The sequence below is a fragment of the Pirellulaceae bacterium genome (assembly GCA_019636385.1).
Lineage (GTDB): Bacteria > Planctomycetota > Planctomycetia > Pirellulales > Pirellulaceae > Aureliella.
The window spans coordinates 31,869-50,846 of sequence record JAHBXT010000002.1 but is presented as its reverse complement, the minus strand read 5'-3'; the positions used below and the strand labels follow the sequence as shown (position 1 = coordinate 50,846).

Sequence of the window (18,978 nt, the reverse complement as noted above, 5' to 3'; positions counted from 1 at the left end):
TTTTAGGGAACCACCTGACTCGGTCAAGGCTTCTGTGGCTGCCCTGGGTTGTACAAGCCCAAAATCGCAGCCAAATTCAAATTGGAATCAATTGGTCCCATAGTTCACGGAGGTTCTTGGTAACCGTTCATGCCCATGGTAGACCGGCTATGCCCCAGGTACTGCGGGTCTGGGGCCGACCAGAACCTACGGCACAGCCTCTTCCGGGATTTCGATGTAGTCCAGCGGCTGATAGACCCCGGTGACAAAATACATTCCTGCGACAATCAGCCCCAATAGCAGCCCGCAGCCGGCAGCCATGCTGGGAATCGTCCAACTCTGAATGCGAAAAAACTGCAGGCAGCTCTTGCGAACGAAATAAGAACTCAGAAAAACCGCCAGCACGAGCGCGATTGCAGCGTTGATGGCACTATTGCGGTCATCCGTTCGCGCAATCACGTTACCAGCGTGGATTACAGCGAAGAACGCATAGCTGGAGAAGCCAACTATGTAGCCCCATAAGCGCTTGGTCGGCAGCCCGACACCGGCCAGCATCATAATAGCCGCCATGAAACTCATCAGCACTGCGCCGGTACCGACACCAGCACCGACAAACGGCACGTACTTAATCCCCTCACTGATGGTCGCAGGATAAAATAGCAACACGATTACCATCAACAACATGCACAACGACTGGAAGATATTCTGCATCGAATACAGTACGATCAGCACCGGGATACTGTTTTCGGCCTTGCTTTTGCTCTTGGATTTTTTCTCCTCCTGGACCGCGCGATTCAGTAGCTCGTGATTGGTCGCCTTGGGTTTTGGCGGAGAATAGACGCTTTGGAAGGGAGAAGTGCGGTTAAAGTCCGACTCGGTTAATTGATCCAGTACGTTGCTGAGCGCAGTTGGCGGATGGGCTGCTGGAGCCGTTTCAGAATTTTGTTTGAGTTTCGGTACCTGGACCGCCTGGCCACACTTGGGGCACTTGCCGGTTTTGCCTGCCAGTCGATTGTCCACCGACAGCTTGTGCTGGCAGGACGTGCATGAAAACTGAATCGACATGTGGCTTCATCTTTGGGGATATGGGGATGGCAATGCATCCAATGTAATCCAACTGCGACGGGTTTCACTAGGCCCGCCGCAGCAAGCCGGGCTGAATGTCGATATCCAGACTGGAAAACTGGCCTCGCTCGATCTTCTCCCAAGCGATTGCGCCCATCACTGCGTTATCCGTACATAGCTCAGCTGGCGCAATAATCAACTCGACACCGCGCCGCTGGGATAAGTGCTGCAATTCTCGTCGCAGTTGCTGATTGGCGGCAACTCCACCGCCAACGCACAGTCGCTGCAGCCCTGTTTGCACGAGCGCCAGCTCAGCCTTGGCCAGCACACAGTCGATCAACGCCTGCTGGAAGCTGGCCGCCATGTCGGCGCGCTGATAGTCGCTAAGCTGCAATGCGGAAAAATCCTGCTTGCCAGCGGCCACCAAATGATATCGCACAGCCGTTTTTAGCCCTGAAAAGCTGAAATTCAAAGTCTTCTGATCGTTGACCAGCGGTCGCGGCAGGGCGTAGGCGCGAGGATTGCCAGACCTGGCCAGGCGAGCGATATGAGCGCCACCGGGGTAGGCCAGCCCCAACATGACAGCGACTTTGTCGAACGCTTCCCCCGCAGCATCGTCAATCGTTCCGCCCAACAATTGCCAATCATCGGCTGATTGACAACGATACCAGTGAGTATGCCCGCCGCTAATCACCAATCCCAGACAGGGAAAAATCGACTCGACACGCCCTAGCTGGCAGGCATAGACGTGTGCATGGATATGGTTGATCGACACGAGTGGTTTCTTCCAGGCAACGCACAGCGCTTTGGCAGCGGCCAGCCCGACCAGCAGTGACCCAGGCAATCCAGGTTCGGTAGCGACAGCCACGGCCACCAACTCCTCGTCTGGGACGACGCGGGCCGCTTCCAGCACTTGACTAACGATCGGCACGATACGCTCCAGATGCGCACGGGCAGCCAATTCCGGCACCACGCCATGAAACCGCTGATGCACCTGCTCCTGGCTGGCAACGGCAGAAGCAATTTCGCGCCGCCGATCATCGATGACCGCCGCTGCCGTTTCGTCGCAGGTCGTCTCCAAGGTCACCAACAGTCGTCTCATCCGATTGACGTCTCGGCATCGCGTTGGCGGCGCAATTGTCCGCAAGCGGCGTCGATACCGTCTCCTTTGCGTTGTCGAAACATGACATTAATCCCAGCATCCAACAGCACCCTGCGAAAGACGTTAATGGATACAGCACTGGGAGTGGTGTAGGGTAGGCCACTGACCGGATTGTAAGGAATCACGTTTAACATACTCACGCGGCCACGTAGCCAACCAACTAGTTCGCGGGCACAGGCCTCTGAGTCATTAATTCCCGCTAACAACACGTACTCGAAGGTAATCCGGCGACCTGTAGTCAGAAAATAGTGATCCGCTGCGTCCATAATCGACTGGATGCCGATCTTGCGATTGACCGGTACCAGTCGATTGCGAAGCTGGTCGTTGGGGGCATGCAGACTGATCGCGAGTTGATAGGGCGTGCTGTGCTGGGCCAGACGTTGAATGGCCGCCGGTATCCCAACTGTACTGATCGTAATTCGCCGAGGACTAATCCCCAGACCGTCCGAATCACTGGCCGCACCGAGCGCCGCTAACACCGAATCCAAATTGGCCAACGGCTCTCCCATGCCCATCATCACGATATGACTTAACCGCTCGTCAGCAGGTAACAGACGCTGCAAGCGCAACATTTGCTCGATAATTTCGCCACGAGACAGATTGCGATCGACGCCATCTAGCCCGCTTGCACAAAACACGCAGCCCATGGCACAACCGACCTGACTACTGACGCAGATACTGCGCCGATTGTCCTCGCGCAATAGCACACATTCGATTCGCCCGCCATCGGCTAAATCAAACAACAGTTTTTCCGTGCCATCGTCGGCGGTTTGATGGGCGGCTACGCCGCCGGTCCACAGGCGAAACATCTCGCCTAATTGTACCCTTAACGACTTAGGCAGATCGCTCATGGCATCAAACGACTCGGCTCGTCGCTGATACAACCAGCCCATGATTTGAGCAGCCCGAAAGGGTGAATGGCCCTGGTGGGTCAGCCAGCCTTTCAGACGTACTGCATCCCAGTCCAGAAGATGGGGTCGGTCGTCATGGTTCGAGGTCGGAGTTAGCATGGAACTCTATTCTGATTGCGCGCCATGAAGCGGGGTAGGGGCTAACCCCTGCGATTGATAGCAAATCGGTTGGCCGATGGCTAGCTGCCAGTCGTTACCGGCCTACCAGGACTTTATCCCAGCTTGTCGCAGGCAACTCCAGGGCGGTTCAAATGGTCTCGAACAGTCCACCCAACGCGAAAGCAAGCTAGCGCCTTCCACCCGTTTTGCGGTGGAGGCGGAGTGGGCAATCCGGTATGAGTCATTTTCAACGAGAAAGACCGCAGGCGAGTGATCCGCGCTCTGACGCCGCAACTACGGGACAATTTGCGTAGGGACGGACAACCAGTGTAGCGACACACCGACTACAGCGTGAATCTGTGCGGGCAAAGTGCAGTTTTACTTAATACTCCAATTACTCAGCTAATGACAGTAAATCATGTTCAGCGATTTTTGGTAGCGATGGTCCAGTTGAATTTTCGATACACATCAGTAGTTCATGATCCCGCTGACCATTGCGTGGCTCATTAAGAAGACCATCCAAAGGCATGCATTCGGTCACCGTGAACTGAGATCAATTCAAACATTCCCACGGAAGGGGAATCCAATGCGTATAGTAAGTCGTCGGCGATTCCTGGAGATAGGCTCGGCGCTCAGCGGTGCTGTGGCGTTGCCAATGATGGTGCGAGGTGAATCGCCCTCGGGCAGTACAACGGAGCCGGTGTATCGCGTATCGCGGGTCGATCACGCGGGTCGTGACACGCATCATCCTCTGGACCCGGCGCTGAACTTGGCCCACGAAACTCTGCGGTATGTTCGCGAGAACATCGTCGATTATACGGGCATCATGATCAAACGTGAGCGACTCCACGGTACGCTGGGTGATCATGAGTTCATGGGAATCAAAGTTCGCAATCGCAAAGTGGAGAACGGAGTCATCAGGACTCCATTTAGCGTCTATCTAGCGTACTTGAAACCCAGCGACCTGAAGGGTCGTGAAGTGATCTACATCGAGAATCAGAACCAGGGCAACGTCATCGCCCACGAAGGCGGCATGAAAGGCCGGTTCATTCCTACTGTCGAACTCGACCCCTGCGGCATGCTTGCCATGCGTGGCCAACGCTACCCGATAACGGATGTGGGCATCGAAAACTTGTGCATTAAGTTAATCGAAAAAGGCGAACGTGATCGTCAATACGGTGAATGCCTCGTCGATCAAAAGACAGTCAAGTTGGGCGATCGTCCAGGAACATTGATTAGCGTGGTACACCCCGTCGAACGACCTCATTTCGACTTTTACCGCGCCGAAATATTTATCGACGAACAGCTCAAAGTTCCCGTTCGTTACGCGGCCTACCTCTGGCCGAGAACTCCCGGCGGCGAGGGCGAGCTACTCGAAGAATACACCTATCAGAACATCCGCATCAACATCGGCCTCAAAGACATCGACTTCGACCGCAAGAATCCTAAGTACAACTTCTAAGCGAATACAGGCGAGTTCCGATCACGATTTCCGGTAAGTACGTTTCCTTCCTCGGCGGCCAGCATCCACACGATGCTGGCCGTCGCCTTTTGAGGCGGGCGGCAGAGTTACTTGCGTAGTTCAAATGCCGGTAGTTTTTTAGCTACCGCCACATTTGCCAACGTCACGTAGGACGGCAACCCCCGCTCAAACGGCGGGAAATCCTCGCCTTCAATCAGCGGATAAAGGTACTCTCGGCAAGGCTCGGTGATCCCAAACCCATCGGCGGTAATAAAATCGCGGGGCATGAATCTTTCTACGTTCGCCACTTCAGATAGTGGAGCGTGGCCGACCTGCCAGCGATATGGGCGCGACGACTTGCGGACAACGGTGGGCATCACGGCATTGTGCCCGGCCAACGCCAATTCGACCGCAGCTTGTCCCATAGCATAGGCCTGATCAACGTCATTCTTAGAAGCGATATGTCGCGCGGCGCGCTGCAGATAATCGGCGACGGCCCAGTGGAATTTGTAGCCCAGCCCGTGCTTGACCATATTGGCCACTACCGGGGCTGCGCCACCCAATTGTGCATGGCCAAAGGCGTCGCGCGTCCCCTGTTCGGCCAGAAAGCGACCGTCGGGCCAGTGACAGCCCTCTGAAACGACGACACTGCAATAGTCGTATTTTGCTACGTTAGCCTGAACGGCTGCCAGGAACGCCTGCTCGTCAAACTCAATCTCTGGAAACAACGTGACCACAGGAATATCTTGGTCAGAAACCAAAGCCCCTGCCGCCGCAATCCAGCCCGCATGTCGTCCCATCACTTCCAATACAAAGACCTTGGTAGATGTCTTGGACATCGACCGCACATCCAAGGATGCTTCGAGCGTTGACGTGGCAATATATTTAGCTACCGATCCGAAACCCGGACAACTATCGGTTATCGGTAAGTCGTTGTCGATCGTCTTGGGAACGTGAATCGCTTGGACGGGATAGCCGAGCTTCTCGGACAGTTGCGAGACCTTGAAACAAGTATCCGCCGAATCGCCACCACCGTTGTAGAAAAAGTAGCCGATGTCATGCGCGCGAAAAACGTCGATCAGGCGCTCGTATTCGGCCTGATTGGCTTCCAAACTCTTGAGCTTGTAGCGGCACGAGCCGAACGCGCCGGCTGGAGTATGCCGTAATGCAGCGATGTTGTCATCGCTCTCGGCATCGGTATTGATCAACTCTTCCACCAGCGCCCCGATGATCCCGTTGCGCCCCGCAAACACTGTGCCGATTTTATCTCGATGCTTGCGAGCCGTTTGGATTAAGCCACATGCTGATGCGTTGATTACCGCTGTAACTCCACCCGACTGAGCATAAAATGCGTTCTTCGTCATTCCCAATAACCTCACACCAAGTCTGCTGCCAAAAAAGTGGCCGCATTTTAGACGATGATTCAGCGGGCTACTAGACGTTGGAAGTTCACAGCCTAAAACTGCGAAACATCCACATAACGAAACTGACCACCGCTAGCCGCTGCCAACTCGGCGATCCAGCCGCTGCGTGTTGATCGGACGCCATCACCAAATTGAATGCAGTGGATGGTAGTTCCACTGCGAGCTGCTCGCGTCACGATGTTATCTAGATCCCTGGCTGGGGGCACGGGATAATCTGCATCGGTCAAAAAGAAAACTACGTCTGGCCCCATGGCCAGGGCCATGCGCAACGAGTCGATGTGGTTCGTGCCTCCCGAAGCAGTCATCTCGCGCACGAATCGAGTGGCCAGTTCTTTCGTGCGGTTATCACCTCGCAACAACTGTGGACCGCGATCGGGCAAGCCGCCATAGGGCAACGGAGTATCGTTGTAAAAAATGATCTGGAATTGGTGTGTCTCCCCCAACGATTCCAGGCTGCTCAGCAACTCGGCCTTGGCGCGCCCTAGCGGCTTACCCGCGAAGCCATTCATGCTGTCCGAGCGGTCAAAGACATAGATGAAACGCGAACCCTGGCCTTCAATGCCAAACACTTGAGTCTTAACAAGCGACGGCTTTCCACCTTGCGGTAGCTGCGACTTGCCTTGGCCCAATCCCAAATCGCCGGCCGCCTCTGCGCCACCACCGTCAACCGCCGCCAACAGGCCGTCCAACAACTGCTGTTCAGCGGGTGACGCCTGCGTTATCGAGGACAAGGCCGCCAGGCTGCCTGCATCCGAATCAGCCGGCGATTGCTCGTCAACTCCGGTCAGATGGTAGTAAGCCTGCTGGTCCGCGTTGTCGTAGGCGATGGCGATACCGACCGGTCGGCCAGTTTCACCGGGGAAGGTTCCCTGGGGACCACTTGTCCACCATAGCGTCAGCAACGTCAGAATGCTGCTGTGCACAATGCCAGACAGCAGCCACGCAGGCCAGGCGCGATGCCGTCCCGCTGGCCGTGCTGCCGGTATCTTACGCCGCGTCAGTTTTTCGTGAGTGCCGGTCACTGAGTAAAGTTAAGCTTCAGTTGTTGCTGATCTTCGCATTTACCAAACTCTCGGTAAAGCAAGCTGGGTTGAATGTCGCGATTGTTTTGGTACTTGCCCGAGCGATATTCTACCACCTGGCCTTCCAGCGTATGGTAAAAGAGCTGACAGATTTGGGTTCCAGCATAGATTCGCACGGGCTGAACAGCAAACATTTCCAAAGTCCAGTGCCCCTTAAAGCCCGCGTCGCCAAAGCCAGCCGTCACATGGACGAACAACCCCAGCCGCCCGACCGAGCTGCGGCCTTCGATCATTGGAACCAGATTGTGAGTCTCGGTGTGCTCAATAGTGCGACCCAAATAGATTTGATTCGGACTCAATACCAACCCTTCCGCAGGAATCGCAATACGCCGATACCGATTCGGCACTTTCATGTCGATTACCACCTCTTCGTACACTAGCAATTCATCGTGTAACGACAGATTGTAGCTGTTGGGGTTGAGTTGCTCCGGATGGAACGGCTCAATTTTGATGTCGCCGCCCAGCCGTCGCTTGATTTCCTCACCAGATAAGATCATTTCCGTTCAAATCCCCATTTGCGACAAGAGATCGGCAACTCGGCCGATGGTATTGGTTAATTGCGGGTGTGAATGCTCGAACTGAGCCGCCGCCGACTTCAGCCGCTGAGCCAGTCCGGCAGAATCTACCGCCGCGTCGTCTAACGTCTGACGTATCTCGTCGGCAGCCTCGCGAAGTCTAGTTCGCTGCTGATCGCCGAGGTTCTCGGCATGTGAGAGCTGCTGGTGGAGTTGGTCAAGCGTTTCTTCGAGTGTCTGGCGCATGATGAGACTCCGATTCCTGCCGCGTAAAATGTTCCGTAGGGACCAAATGTTGGTAGCAAAGTGGTTATGAGCTAAGCAAAAAACGCCCCTTAGGGACGAAATGGGACCAGCCAGCAGGGTGACCAGCCAGCAGGGCGACGGTGGATGCATGTTACCAATATCGAGTCCCTAGGGGACAAACCACGGTCGACGTTGATAGCATACCTTGGACGATGGGCGTTGTGTATTGGATGCTGCGATGAAGCTGGAAACGCAACGATCGCCTGGACAAGCCAAGGGCATTCACATCCCGCCGGGTGAGCCCGGCGGTCGGTTCGCCCGGCTTCTGGCTACAGCCCCAGCCTCGACCTACCAGGCTCAATCTGAATGCTAGCCCCATCACTGTTAGAGTTTATGGCTTGGGGGGGTTGTACTAAAAACGAAATATTTCTGGCTTGGGCTAAGATTTCCGCGCTCGGCTAGTCGATACGCAAGTACATAACCCAAGGAGTTGTGCGCTTGGGTTGAGTTTGCGGCCCCCCAAATCAGTGTATGGCCGCCCAAAATAGCTTGTTTTGCTATGGAAGGCATGGAACCGTGAAGAGAAACATTGCCCTGATCGCAGTCATTGCTTGGCAGTTAGCGACTGTCGCACCCAGCTTGGGACAGCAACGGCCTGGCGCCGCTAAGACCCCGTCCAGCCAAAGTACTGAAATCCAGAAGAAGCCTACCGCCAAGAAATCGGAGGGCAAACCGACTGCAGGCAAACGGAGCGAAGTTGCTCAAGCTGCTGCGGTGCGTTCTGCAGCTCACGATTCGGTGGTGATGGATGGTGAGATAATTCATGACGGGGGCCATTACTCTGGCTCGGACAGTGCCGGATGCAGTTCTTGCGGTGGTGGCGGCTGCGATAGCTGCGGTTCGGTCGGAACCGCCGGTTGCGGACCATGCAACGTGGGCGGTTACGGCGATTTGTGCTATCAAAACTACGGTCGCGTATACATCACACTACCCGCTCATGGCTGGGTTCACGCCGAAGGCTTGACATGGTATCAGTCCGGCATGCGCCTGCCTCCACTGGTGACGACCAGCCCAACCGGTACGATTCGTGCTAACGCCGGCGTGTTAGGACGCACAGGTACATCAGTACTTTTTGGCGACGACGACGATAACTTGACCGATGCAACCAGCGGTTTTCGCATTCGCTTCGGCACATGGTTGGGATCATGCCCCGGATTGGGTCTGGAAGGCGAATATGTCGGTCTTAGCGAAAAGAATGAATCATTCTTCGCACAATCCACCGGAGCTACGGGCTCTCAGATTCTGGCGCGACCTTTCATCAACATGCGACCCGGTGCCAACGCCGGTGCGAATGATGCAGAATTGGTTGCCTTTCCAAACGTCATACGCGGCAGCGTGAGTGTCGATCTGACCAATCAGTTGTACGGTGCTGGGTTCCGCTTTCGCCGTCAGATGTGCTGCAACAGCGGCTGCGGTTACTCCGATTGGCGCTGTCAAACAGTACCGATTTCGACACGACTGGATTTAACGGCTGGCTATCGCTTTTGGCAATTGTCCGACGGCCTGCGAATCCGTGAACAACTGACCACCTTGGCCAATAACTCAACGATTAACAACGGACAAGGTACGTTTGACATTATCGACCAGTTCCGCACTCGCAATCAATTCAACGGTGGCGAACTGGGTGTTGTCTGGCAAGGTCGTCGCGGCTGGTGGTCGCTGGATACTCTGATGCGCGTCGCCATCGGTAACATGCACCAGACGGTGATGATCGACGGTTCGACAGCGATCACCGAAAACAACGTGACAACCAACCACAATGCTGGCTTTTTGACTCAACGCACCAACATTGGCGTATACGAACGAGATCGGTTTACGATGATCCCTGAATTGGGTGCTACGGTTGGCTATCAATTGACTCGTCGCCTGCGGGGCACCATCGGTTACACGCTGATCTACATGGGCAATGTGGTCCGGCCAGGCGATCAAGTTGACCTAGACGTTAATACCAACCTACTACCCCCCGAGACGAATCCATTTACTGGTCCACTCAGACCTCAGTTTCAGTTCCGGCAAACCGATTATTGGGTACATGGTCTGAGCTATGGACTCGAATTCCGCTGGTAGTCACCACACCCGGAATGCGAGCAAACGGCATCAACTGCTAACGCGCAATAAAACGCAAGGCTCGACCATCCAGTTGGATTTGGTCGAGCTTTTTGCATTTAGCAATGCGCTTCACCTGACGGCCGCACCCGCACGCGGCAGACCAACTGCGCGAGCGGCCGGCTCGCAATCGTTTCAGGATGAAATTCAGGCACGTGCCCAAGCAAAGACCAGGGGGGGTTATGGCTAGCATTTTTCAACGACTCTTCGCCAAATTCAGTAAGAGAAACAGCCAGACCCGGCGCAGCCGCACGCACCGAGTCCGAACATTGCGATTGGAGCCGATGGAGCGGCGCTGCCTGATGGCCGGCGACATCGCGACCATTGGCGGTAACGTCTTTACCGACCTAACCGAAAACGGCCTTACCGGTGACGATACCGCGCTGGTGGGAGTAACCGTGCGACTGTTCCGGGACGGTGGCAACGCCACCTTCGAGAGCAGCAGCGGCACAGCCGGTGGCGACGATACGCTGGTTGGCGCACCTCAAGTCACCGACGGTAGCGGTAATTACTTATTTACCGGTCTAACCGCTGGTACCTACTTCGTACAACAGGCTGCTGCGACTGGAAGATTGCAGCGGCCTGCGGAAACTGTCAAGACAGTCGTGATTACAGAACCACAAGCTGGTGGAACCGGCGTAACTGTCTTAGATAATTTTACGGATGCTACTGCGTCCTTGGTTGCCGATTCCGGCACACCCACCATCAGCAACTTTACGGTCACTTCCGGCAGCAATACGCTGGGCGGTGAGCGAGACATGATCGTGAATCATGTGGCGGGCGGAGCGAACGTTCGCGCTGAAGTTACCGGCGGGTTATTGGACGTCAACCTAGATGTTGGTACAAGTGGAAATGTCATTTTGATTTACGATGGCGTCGATAGCGATGCAACCACAATTAGTCACGTAAACCTCAGCCAAAACCTCACGTCAGGCGGCGCCAGTGCGTTTCAGTTTCTGGCGGGGGCAACCCTGGCAGGTAATACGCTGACAATTGACGTTTTCAGCGGCTCTGGCAACCGCTCGTCGGAAACAGTCAACATTCCTCAGACTGCCGGTGGTTTGGCAACTGAAGTTGTCATCGTACCGTACTCTGCGTTTTCTACCGTCGCAGGTTCCGGCGCGAATTTTGCAAACGTAACAGCACTGCGAATTCAGATTGATGCCACGGCCGGCAATGACGCACAGTTTGATCTGACACAAACCGTAGCACCATTCCTGAGCCAGCAGAACTTTGCCAACTTGAATCCAATGTCGATTGGTGATCGCGTGTGGCGTGATTCCAATAATAATGGGGCGCTGGATGTGGGTGAAACCGGCATTCAGAACGTAACAGTCCAACTGTATGAAGACGATGGTGACGGACTGCTCAATACTGGTGTAGATACGCTGGTAGGTACCGATACGACCGATGGAACTGGTAACTATCTGTTTCAAAGTTTATTACCGGGCGACTACTTCGTCGTGATTCCCGACTCGGAATTTGCTGGTGGAGGTGACTTGTTTGGATTCACCCCCAGCTCGATTTTCGATGCTCCCAATGACGACACGAACAATCAAAACAAAGGCATTTTCGTAGTAGGTGTGGGTGCCGTCAGCGCTGGAGTCATTACACTGACCGCCGGTGGTGAACCAACCACGGATGGGGATAGCGACGCCAACACGAACCTGGCGCAAGATTTCGGATTTACCCCCGAATTCGACCTGGAGATTACCAAGATTGCAAACGCTGCCAACATCACCGCTGGCGGACAAGTAACGTACACTCTGAATGTCACCAACAATGGCCCGGGAACGGCTACAAACGTGTTGGTGGTCGACGACTTGCCTGACTTTATGACGGTTGTCTCGGTGGTTGCATCGGGCAGTACAAACATCAATCAGAGCGGCCCGCCAACCGGCGAGATTGAAGTCGAGTATGCCAGCTTCGCTTCTGGCGAGTCGCGAGTCATCACCATAATAGCCAGCGTGCCGGCGAACCACGCAGCCCAAGCAAACGTTGTCAATACGGCAACTGTCATTGGTGACGGCATCGATAGCGACGATGACAACAACGAAGACACGGCCAACATCAACGTGATCCGACAGGCCGTATTGGAAATCACCAAAACCGATACGCCTGACCCCAATGTTGTTGGCCAGACTTTGAATTACCAGATCGTTGTTACCAACAATGGCCCCTCGACGGCCACGAATCTGGAAATCCGTGACACCTTGCCGGCTGGCCTGACCTTTGTATCAGTTAATTCCACTGTTGGTACGCCAACACACGTTGCAGGGCTGATCTCACTGGACCTGCCTACCTTGGCTGTCGGCGCATCGGTGACCATCAACGTGGTGACCACCATCCAGAGCAGCTTCTCGGGGTCAACCATTTCCAATTCAGCCACCGCTGATGCGGATGAGGCTGAACTTGTGACTGGCGACTCCAGCACTACCGTCAATCCTAGCGTCGATTTGGTGATTACCAAGTCTGACAGCGCTGATCCAATCTCTCGCGGTTCGCAGTTGACCTACACACTGAACGTTAGCAACGACGGACCGGGCGGTGCCACCAACGTAGAAGTCGTTGATACGTTGCCAGTCGGCGTGACTTACGTGAGCGCTTCCAGTTCGATCGTAGGCGCCGTCATCACTCCGCCTACTGCCCCCAGTCGCGATGTCTCCATCGCCTTGGGCAACATGGCAGCGGGGGCTACGGGCACGATCACGATTATCGTGACTGTGGATCAGGATGCCGGCAATTCACTGTCTAATACCGCCATCATTCGCTCAACCGAGTCGCTGGCCGGCTTCGATTCGAACGCAGCTAACAATACGGACACCGAAACCACAGCCACCGGAACCACGATCGACCTGGAAGTCACCAAAGTTGATTCGGCTACCGTAGGTAATCCCATACGCCCTGGCGGCACAATTACTTACACTCTGACAGCTCGCAACAATGGACCATCTGATGCGACCGGTGTGCGAGTGGTCGATAACATTCCGGATGGCATCCAGGTAACGTCAGCAACCATCGGGGCGACTCCGATTACCATCCCCGCGTCGGCCAGCGATACCACCGCCGCCAATCCTGACGATTTGACATTCAATATCGGTGCCCTGGCCAGTGGGGCCAGCGCGACGTTGACGGTCATCGCCAACGTTCTGCCGGGCTTCCGTAGCGACTTGGTCAATACAGCGGTCATCTCGACTACCGATAGCTTGACCGACTCCAATCCGAACAATAACACAGCCACGGTCACTTCGCCGCTATCGCCGCTGGTAGATATAGCGGTGGTCAAGTCCAGCCCCAGCGGTGCCTCGGTCATACCGGGCAACGCCCTGGTGTATCATATCGACGTGACAAACAATGGCCCATCGACGGCTACCGGGGTCACTCTGTCCGACACATTGCCAGCGGGACTGACTTTTGTTAGCGTCAGTTCGACGCAGGGTACCGCACTGCATGCCAGTGGTGTGATTACTGGAAACCTGGGCGATATTGCTCCGGGGGCCACCGTACGAGTGACAGTGAACACGACAGTTAATGGGACAACACGCGGCACGCTGAACAATACCGCCACCGCGACGCCTACCGAAACGGACTCGAACAGTTCCAACAATTCCTCGACGCTGATTACAACCCTAACGCCCCAGATCGACTTGCAAGTCACCAAAGCCAAGACCAACCCCAGCGACCCAGCGCTGGCCGGTGGCCCAATGACCTACACGATCATCGTCACCAATGCCGGTCCCAGCGCCGCTACCGATGTGGTCATGACGGACGTATTACCCAATGGACTGACGTTCAACCAGGGCTCATCTACCGTCGGTACCGTAGCCCATGTGGGTCAGACCGTCACCGCAAGCATTGGGAATCTAGCTTCAGGTGCCAGCGCAACTATAACTCTGCTGGTGGATGTATCCTCGACGGCCAGTGGCACGTTCACCAATACGGCGACAGTCACCGGAACGGAGACGGATACGAATACGAATAACAATACGTCGACACTCAATACGCCAGTGGCCGTCAATGGCAGTATCGCTGGCCGCGTCTATGTGGATGTTAACAGGAATGGCGTATTTGACTCTGGCGATACCGGCTTAGGGTCCGTTGACATGGCACTAACTGGTACCGATATCTTGGGTCGCACCGTTTCGCGTACAGCAGCCACCAACCCAAATGGCGAGTACACCTTTGATGCGCTGCCTCCCGGATCCTATTCCGTGATCCAGACCACGCAGCCGTTGGGCTTCACCAGTGCTCAAAATAACGTGGGAACACCCGCAGGCGGCACCGCTGGTGACAATCAGATCACGAACGTGGTGTTGACCAGTGGCATCAATGCCATATCCTACAACTTTGGTGAAGTACCCAACCCGCTCAGCAAGCGTCGGTTCCTGGCTTCATCATCGGAGTTCGATTAACGGTCACTGGGATTTGACAGAATGACAATTCAACTGGATCAGCCGCTGGTCATTGAAATCAGCGGTGCTGATGCCGGACGAATCGTTCACAACCTGACATCCAATCAGGTTCAATCCTTATCGATTGGTCAGGCCGTTGAAACTTTTGTAACCGATGCACGCGGCTGGGTCGTAGCGCACGGCCTGATTTTGCACCACGAACCACATCGCTGGTGGCTCTTGGGCCAGCACCCGGATGCGGCTCGCGTTGCCAATCACATCGACCGTTACATCATCCGCGAAGATGCTCGCGTGGTCGATCATTCGCTGCACAGTAGCTTGAGATTGCTGATTGACGACGATTCGGCCAGAGTCAATCAGCCAATCGGTGGCGATATTTATGCATCGGTTGTGGCCGCGATTCCGGCTTTTGGACCAACGGCTCGCCTGTGCGCTAGTGTGCGAAGCTCTGACATTGACGACATCCAGTCCACCAGGCCGCTCGATATTTCATCCGAATCTGTACCTGCTGCCGACATTGAGCTGTGGGGATCGCTGCGCATCGAGCGGTTTTGGCCGCGCATGGGACACGATATTTGGGACAAGTGTATCCCCCAGGAAATTGACCGCACCCGACAGGCCATCAGTTTCACTAAAGGCTGTTATCTGGGTCAAGAAACCATCGCTCGCTTAGACGCACTGGGGCAAATCCAGAAGAAGCTGTCACTGTTGAAAGTTGATTCGACCGAAGTTCAGCCACAAATGCCAGTCCTCCAGGGCGAGCAGCAGGTTGGTCACATCACCTCGGTGGCTGGCCGAGACGACCACTGCCTGGCCCTGGCCGTCCTGCGCCGCGGGTACTTTGATATCGGCACACAGTTGATCTGCAATAACTGTCCGTCTATCGTCTTGCCGCAGCCGGCCGACGAGTGCCTCAAGTAGACTCAATCGGGGCCTGACAATCATAGAAGATCGGTGCTCCTCAATCGTTCATCGGCTGTGAGTCAGTGGCTGTTTTCAGGTCTGGGAACCAGGCAACCCTCGGTGTGACCGACGGTCCCGGAGCCGTACCGGGATACCTTAAGGTATTATCTATCCAGCCCTGAGCCATGAGGACAATTGAGCTACATTGGCTATCGGTCGCCCACGCCTGTATCGCCGAGGGTTGAGCTGGTATAATCTTGGCCACTGGCTAGTAGTTGAGGAAACCTAGATTTGCGAGGTAAGAGTGATATGCGACATCTAAGTGTAACGTGGGTGTTGGTAGCAATGTTTGCAGCCCAGTCGTTTGGTCCGGCTCAGGCCGCACAGGTAACCTTAGGCGATAGTTCGCTGACCGCTGGCATAGCGGGCAGTGGACCGCTAACGTTGGAACAAGCCAAGAACTGGCTGGCCAAACCGGAAAACCACCAGGTGTTGCAGGTCACGCTTCCCGAGGGACTGGCCGCTGGGAAAGATGCGGTTTACATCCCCGAAGACAATCCAATCACACGTGCCAAAATCGAGCTGGGACGACAATTGTACTTCGATGTTCGCCTGAGCAAAGGCAACGAAGTGAGCTGCGCCGATTGCCATCACCCCGATCGCGGCTACGCTTTCGACACGCAATTTGGCGTCGGCATTCAGGGTTTGACCGGTGGACGCAATTCGCCGACATCGATGAATCGCATACTCAGCCGCGAGCAATTCTGGGACGGACGCGCCAAGGATTTGGAAGCTCAAGCCGTCGGGCCAATTGCCAATCCAATCGAGATGGGCAATACACACGAAGCCGTTGTCAAGTTTGTCAGCAGCAACGCTGTCTACCGCGCTCAATTTGACAAGATTTTCGGCCGTGCTCCAAACATTGACGATGTAGGCCGCGCCATCGCGACGTTTGAACGAGTGATCGTGACTGGCGATAGCCCGTACGACTACCAATCGCGACTGGATCGTCTAGATAAGTTGATAGCTGACGAAGGCTACGAGAATCTGGATGCCGTCAAGAAGGAAGACCCCAAGCTATTTGCTCAGTACCAGCAGGCCCAACAGGCGGCCAAACAGCACCCTATGAGTGAATCGGCCAAGCGCGGACAGAAACTGTTCTTTAGCAAAGAAGCCAATTGTTCGGCCTGCCATGTGGGTGCCAACTTCAGCGATGAAAAGTACCATAATCTGGGAGTAGGCATGGACGCCGAGAAGCCGGACCTGGGTCGGTTCGACGAGACAGGCAAGGAAGAAGACAAGGGGGCTTTCAAAACACCGACGCTACGGAATGTGGCTCAGAACGCACCCTACATGCACGATGGCAGCCAAAAGACGTTGCTGGAGGTCGTTCAGTGGTACGTCAAGGGCGGACACCCTAACCCTCAGCTTAGCGACAAGATCAAGAAGTTCGACGCGAGCGAGCAAGACATGAGGGATCTAGTGGCTTTCATGGAAGCCCTGACCGGTCCATTGCCGAAGGTCGAGCAGAAGCGGTTGCCTGTGGATTAGTTGTTCTTAGTCGAGACGGGCAAATTGTTGCTGGCCTGGACGTTGATGAGATCAAGCGTGCTGTGCGAAGCGCTGGTGGAGCGTTGCGTCTGAAGCCAGGTGGTGGCTTTGGCGAGTTTGCGCTCAGCTGACTCTTCACCGGCACCTTCTTGGCCCGGCGCGTGCCCCCAAATGACCAAGTGCTTGTCTACGGACCATAGCTCAAGCAGCCATGGATTCAAACTGGTCAGACGACTATCCGATCGAACGTGCACCCACTGAATGCCCAGATGCTTCGGATCGCTATTCTTCTCTAGATACGACACCAGTTTAAGCGCTTCCGCCACGCGGATGTCGTTAAACGGCATGCCGGGTTGGGCACTAGGGTGCTCCAGGTTATCGATGTCGATCAACAGGTAGTCTCGCACCAACGACTGATTCTGCTTGAAGCCCGCATCGGGCAGGATGACCCCTTTGTAATCGACTGGAAAGAAACCTTCCTGGGGCGTCGGGCTGCGTTTACCTTGTTCATCCACGGGATAGTAAACGACTTTGACCATAGCCAGCGGGCGCCGGTAAACCACGTCAACCGATACCGCACCTCCCTGAGTTTTCTCAACGCGCGATGTTTTCTCGACCCACGGATGCGTTTCAAAGGCACTAGCGATCGTCGCACTAGCCGAAGGTTCCAACAGATTGACTTTGTCTAAACGCTTGCTGCGGTACACTTCATCCAGCACCGAACCTGTAATCCACTCGGGCTGCGCGGTTAACGTGATCTGCGGCAACTGCAAGGCGTACAGCGCTTGATCCAGTTTCTTTGCGCCGTAGTGATACCATCCCAAATAACCACAAATAACCAGTGGGATCAAGGCGAACAGCAATACGCCACCTGGGATAACGTGAATGGCTTTAGCCAAACGCTGACTCAAATTTTTCGATTCGGCGGCCATAGAGACAGCAGTTCACGCAGACATGGAACGTCACAACCCAACCGGGCAACACAGCGATATGTTCTGCTGCCCAGAGATGCATATGGGTTTACCAGATTTTCAACTGCGACTGCAACTGAATTCCGCAACGCGACTCGACAGATCGGCTAACTCGCGTGAGCAAGGCTAGCAAATCCTTGCTCTTGGGCTGACCAGAGGCTAACACGAATCCGGGGTGCGCCGGATCCATGTAGAAATCGCCTTCGCGAGCGTCGCGAACACCCGCCTGCTCAAGCACATCGGCCAACTTGGTTCCATCTGGCTCGATGAATGCTTGAACGGTACGCGAACCGGTGACGGGCTGCGATGCGCGTCGTACAATCCATTTGGACTGCATCTGGCGAGTTAGCTCGGCCGAATCGCCCACGCGCAGTTTGAACTGAACTTCGGCAATCACACTATCCGCCAGGTTACTGCGCCGGAATCCGAACTGAAGCATCCCAGATGATCGCTCAACCAATTGGCCTTCTCGGTCCAGGATGGTCACGCAAGCTACCCGGCTGCCGATATCAGCATTGCTACCACCACTATTGTTTGCGAGTGCCGCGCCGACAGTACCAGGAATTCCCGCCAAGTGCTCTAGACCGCCTAGCCCTGCTGCTACCGCTGCAGCAATCACGTGATTCAGCTTGGCACCCGAACGGGCCACGAGGCGATCCTGCTGGATAGTGACCTTACACATTTCGGCAGTGCATAGTCGGATGACCAAGCCTTCGACGCCTTCTTCACGTACCAGCAGATTGGAACCGCTACCCAAGATACGAATTGGCAGGCGAGCCTGATGTGCTTGCTTGATCAAAGCCGCCAATTCACCCAGACTACCCGGCTCGGCAAAATACCTGGCCGGGCCACCCATCTGAAGCCATGTATAGGGCACCAACGATTCGTTTTCGCGGAGCGTCTGTCGTAGATTCTCTGTAAAAGCCATAGCTGGATAGAATCTACCCCAAAGTCATCCACAAGCCCAGCGGACATACCAGAACAGTTGTAGCCAAACACAGCTGGCCTAGTAGCTACCGTCGCCAGACGA

Annotated in this window: 14 protein-coding genes; 5 read left to right on the top strand and 9 right to left on the bottom strand. The window is 55.1% G+C overall.

Annotated features, from left to right (window positions below; genetic code table 11):
* Nucleotides 1-186 precede the first annotated feature (186 nt).
* From KF752_06010 to rlmN, 3 genes are all read right to left on the bottom strand, one after another.
* The gene (locus tag KF752_06010; protein ID MBX3421095.1) at nucleotides 187-1,044 is read right to left on the bottom strand and encodes a hypothetical protein; all 858 of its coding nucleotides are present in this window, start codon (nucleotides 1,042-1,044) and stop codon (nucleotides 187-189) included.
* Between the two features lie 67 nt (nucleotides 1,045-1,111).
* Nucleotides 1,112-2,146 carry a tRNA (adenosine(37)-N6)-threonylcarbamoyltransferase complex transferase subunit TsaD gene (tsaD, locus tag KF752_06005; GenBank protein ID MBX3421094.1) on the bottom strand — a complete coding sequence of 345 codons (1,035 nt, stop codon included), beginning with the start codon at nucleotides 2,144-2,146 and terminating at the stop codon, nucleotides 1,112-1,114.
* Nucleotides 2,143-3,216 (bottom strand): 23S rRNA (adenine(2503)-C(2))-methyltransferase RlmN, encoded by a 1,074-nt coding sequence (rlmN, locus tag KF752_06000; protein ID MBX3421093.1) that lies wholly within the window; start codon nucleotides 3,214-3,216, stop codon nucleotides 2,143-2,145. Before rlmN ends, tsaD begins: the two co-directional genes overlap by 4 nt.
* A gap of 586 nt (nucleotides 3,217-3,802) precedes the next feature.
* Between rlmN and KF752_05995 the strand changes: the two genes are divergently transcribed.
* Nucleotides 3,803-4,678, top strand: a complete 876-nt coding sequence (locus tag KF752_05995) for a DUF1571 domain-containing protein (GenBank protein ID MBX3421092.1) — start codon at nucleotides 3,803-3,805, stop codon at nucleotides 4,676-4,678.
* Between the two features lie 107 nt (nucleotides 4,679-4,785).
* On the opposite strand, the gene KF752_05990 is transcribed toward KF752_05995, so the two are convergent.
* From KF752_05990 to KF752_05975, 4 genes are all read right to left on the bottom strand, one after another.
* A complete protein-coding gene (locus KF752_05990; protein ID MBX3421091.1) occupies nucleotides 4,786-6,042 on the bottom strand; it encodes a 6-phosphofructokinase in 1,257 nt (418 codons plus the stop codon).
* A gap of 92 nt (nucleotides 6,043-6,134) precedes the next feature.
* Nucleotides 6,135-7,124: a hypothetical protein gene (locus KF752_05985; protein ID MBX3421090.1), complete on the bottom strand. Its 990-nt coding sequence runs from the start codon at nucleotides 7,122-7,124 to the stop codon at nucleotides 6,135-6,137.
* Nucleotides 7,121-7,681 carry a dCTP deaminase gene (locus KF752_05980; GenBank protein MBX3421089.1) on the bottom strand — a complete coding sequence of 187 codons (561 nt, stop codon included), beginning with the start codon at nucleotides 7,679-7,681 and terminating at the stop codon, nucleotides 7,121-7,123. Before KF752_05980 ends, KF752_05985 begins: the two co-directional genes overlap by 4 nt.
* Nucleotides 7,682-7,687: 6 nt before the next feature.
* A complete protein-coding gene (locus KF752_05975) occupies nucleotides 7,688-7,945 on the bottom strand; it encodes a DUF4404 family protein (GenBank protein MBX3421088.1) in 258 nt (85 codons plus the stop codon).
* 576 nt (nucleotides 7,946-8,521) lie between these two features.
* On the opposite strand from KF752_05975, the gene KF752_05970 reads away from it, so the two are divergent.
* From KF752_05970 to KF752_05955, 4 genes are all read left to right on the top strand, one after another.
* A complete protein-coding gene (locus KF752_05970; protein ID MBX3421087.1) occupies nucleotides 8,522-10,072 on the top strand; it encodes a BBP7 family outer membrane beta-barrel protein in 1,551 nt (516 codons plus the stop codon).
* 221 nt (nucleotides 10,073-10,293) lie between these two features.
* Nucleotides 10,294-14,523 carry a DUF11 domain-containing protein gene (locus KF752_05965; GenBank protein MBX3421086.1) on the top strand — a complete coding sequence of 1,410 codons (4,230 nt, stop codon included), beginning with the start codon at nucleotides 10,294-10,296 and terminating at the stop codon, nucleotides 14,521-14,523.
* A gap of 21 nt (nucleotides 14,524-14,544) precedes the next feature.
* A complete protein-coding gene (locus tag KF752_05960) occupies nucleotides 14,545-15,444 on the top strand; it encodes a hypothetical protein (GenBank protein MBX3421085.1) in 900 nt (299 codons plus the stop codon).
* 291 nt (nucleotides 15,445-15,735) lie between these two features.
* Entirely contained in the window at nucleotides 15,736-16,977 is a 1,242-nt protein-coding gene (locus tag KF752_05955; protein ID MBX3421084.1) for a c-type cytochrome, read from the top strand.
* Here KF752_05955 and KF752_05950 read toward each other — a convergent pair.
* Both KF752_05950 and KF752_05945 read right to left on the bottom strand, forming a co-directional pair.
* On the bottom strand, nucleotides 16,974-17,909 hold the full coding sequence (locus KF752_05950; GenBank protein MBX3421083.1) for a hypothetical protein: 936 nt from the start codon (nucleotides 17,907-17,909) through the stop codon (nucleotides 16,974-16,976). The genes KF752_05955 and KF752_05950 overlap by 4 nt on opposite strands.
* An 88-nt stretch (nucleotides 17,910-17,997) precedes the next feature.
* A complete protein-coding gene (locus KF752_05945; protein ID MBX3421082.1) occupies nucleotides 17,998-18,876 on the bottom strand; it encodes an FAD-binding protein in 879 nt (292 codons plus the stop codon).
* Between the last annotated feature and the right edge of the window lie 102 nt (nucleotides 18,877-18,978).

Excerpts from the sequence above, each read along its gene's own strand:
- KF752_06010 (MBX3421095.1), bottom strand. The coding sequence starts at position 1,044 with ATGTCGATTCAGTTTTCATGCACGTCCTGCCAGCACAAGCTGTCGGTG.
- tsaD (MBX3421094.1), bottom strand. The coding sequence starts at position 2,146 with ATGAGACGACTGTTGGTGACCTTGGAGACGACCTGCGACGAAACGGCA.
- rlmN (MBX3421093.1), bottom strand. The coding sequence starts at position 3,216 with ATGCTAACTCCGACCTCGAACCATGACGACCGACCCCATCTTCTGGAC.
- KF752_05995 (MBX3421092.1), top strand. The coding sequence starts at position 3,803 with ATGCGTATAGTAAGTCGTCGGCGATTCCTGGAGATAGGCTCGGCGCTC.
- KF752_05990 (MBX3421091.1), bottom strand. The coding sequence starts at position 6,042 with ATGACGAAGAACGCATTTTATGCTCAGTCGGGTGGAGTTACAGCGGTA.
- KF752_05980 (MBX3421089.1), bottom strand. The coding sequence starts at position 7,681 with ATGATCTTATCTGGTGAGGAAATCAAGCGACGGCTGGGCGGCGACATC.
- KF752_05975 (MBX3421088.1), bottom strand. The coding sequence starts at position 7,945 with ATGCGCCAGACACTCGAAGAAACGCTTGACCAACTCCACCAGCAGCTC.
- KF752_05965 (MBX3421086.1), top strand. The coding sequence starts at position 10,294 with ATGGCTAGCATTTTTCAACGACTCTTCGCCAAATTCAGTAAGAGAAAC.
- KF752_05960 (MBX3421085.1), top strand. The coding sequence starts at position 14,545 with ATGACAATTCAACTGGATCAGCCGCTGGTCATTGAAATCAGCGGTGCT.
- KF752_05955 (MBX3421084.1), top strand. The coding sequence starts at position 15,736 with ATGCGACATCTAAGTGTAACGTGGGTGTTGGTAGCAATGTTTGCAGCC.
- KF752_05950 (MBX3421083.1), bottom strand. The coding sequence starts at position 17,909 with ATGGCCGCCGAATCGAAAAATTTGAGTCAGCGTTTGGCTAAAGCCATT.
- KF752_05945 (MBX3421082.1), bottom strand. The coding sequence starts at position 18,876 with ATGGCTTTTACAGAGAATCTACGACAGACGCTCCGCGAAAACGAATCG.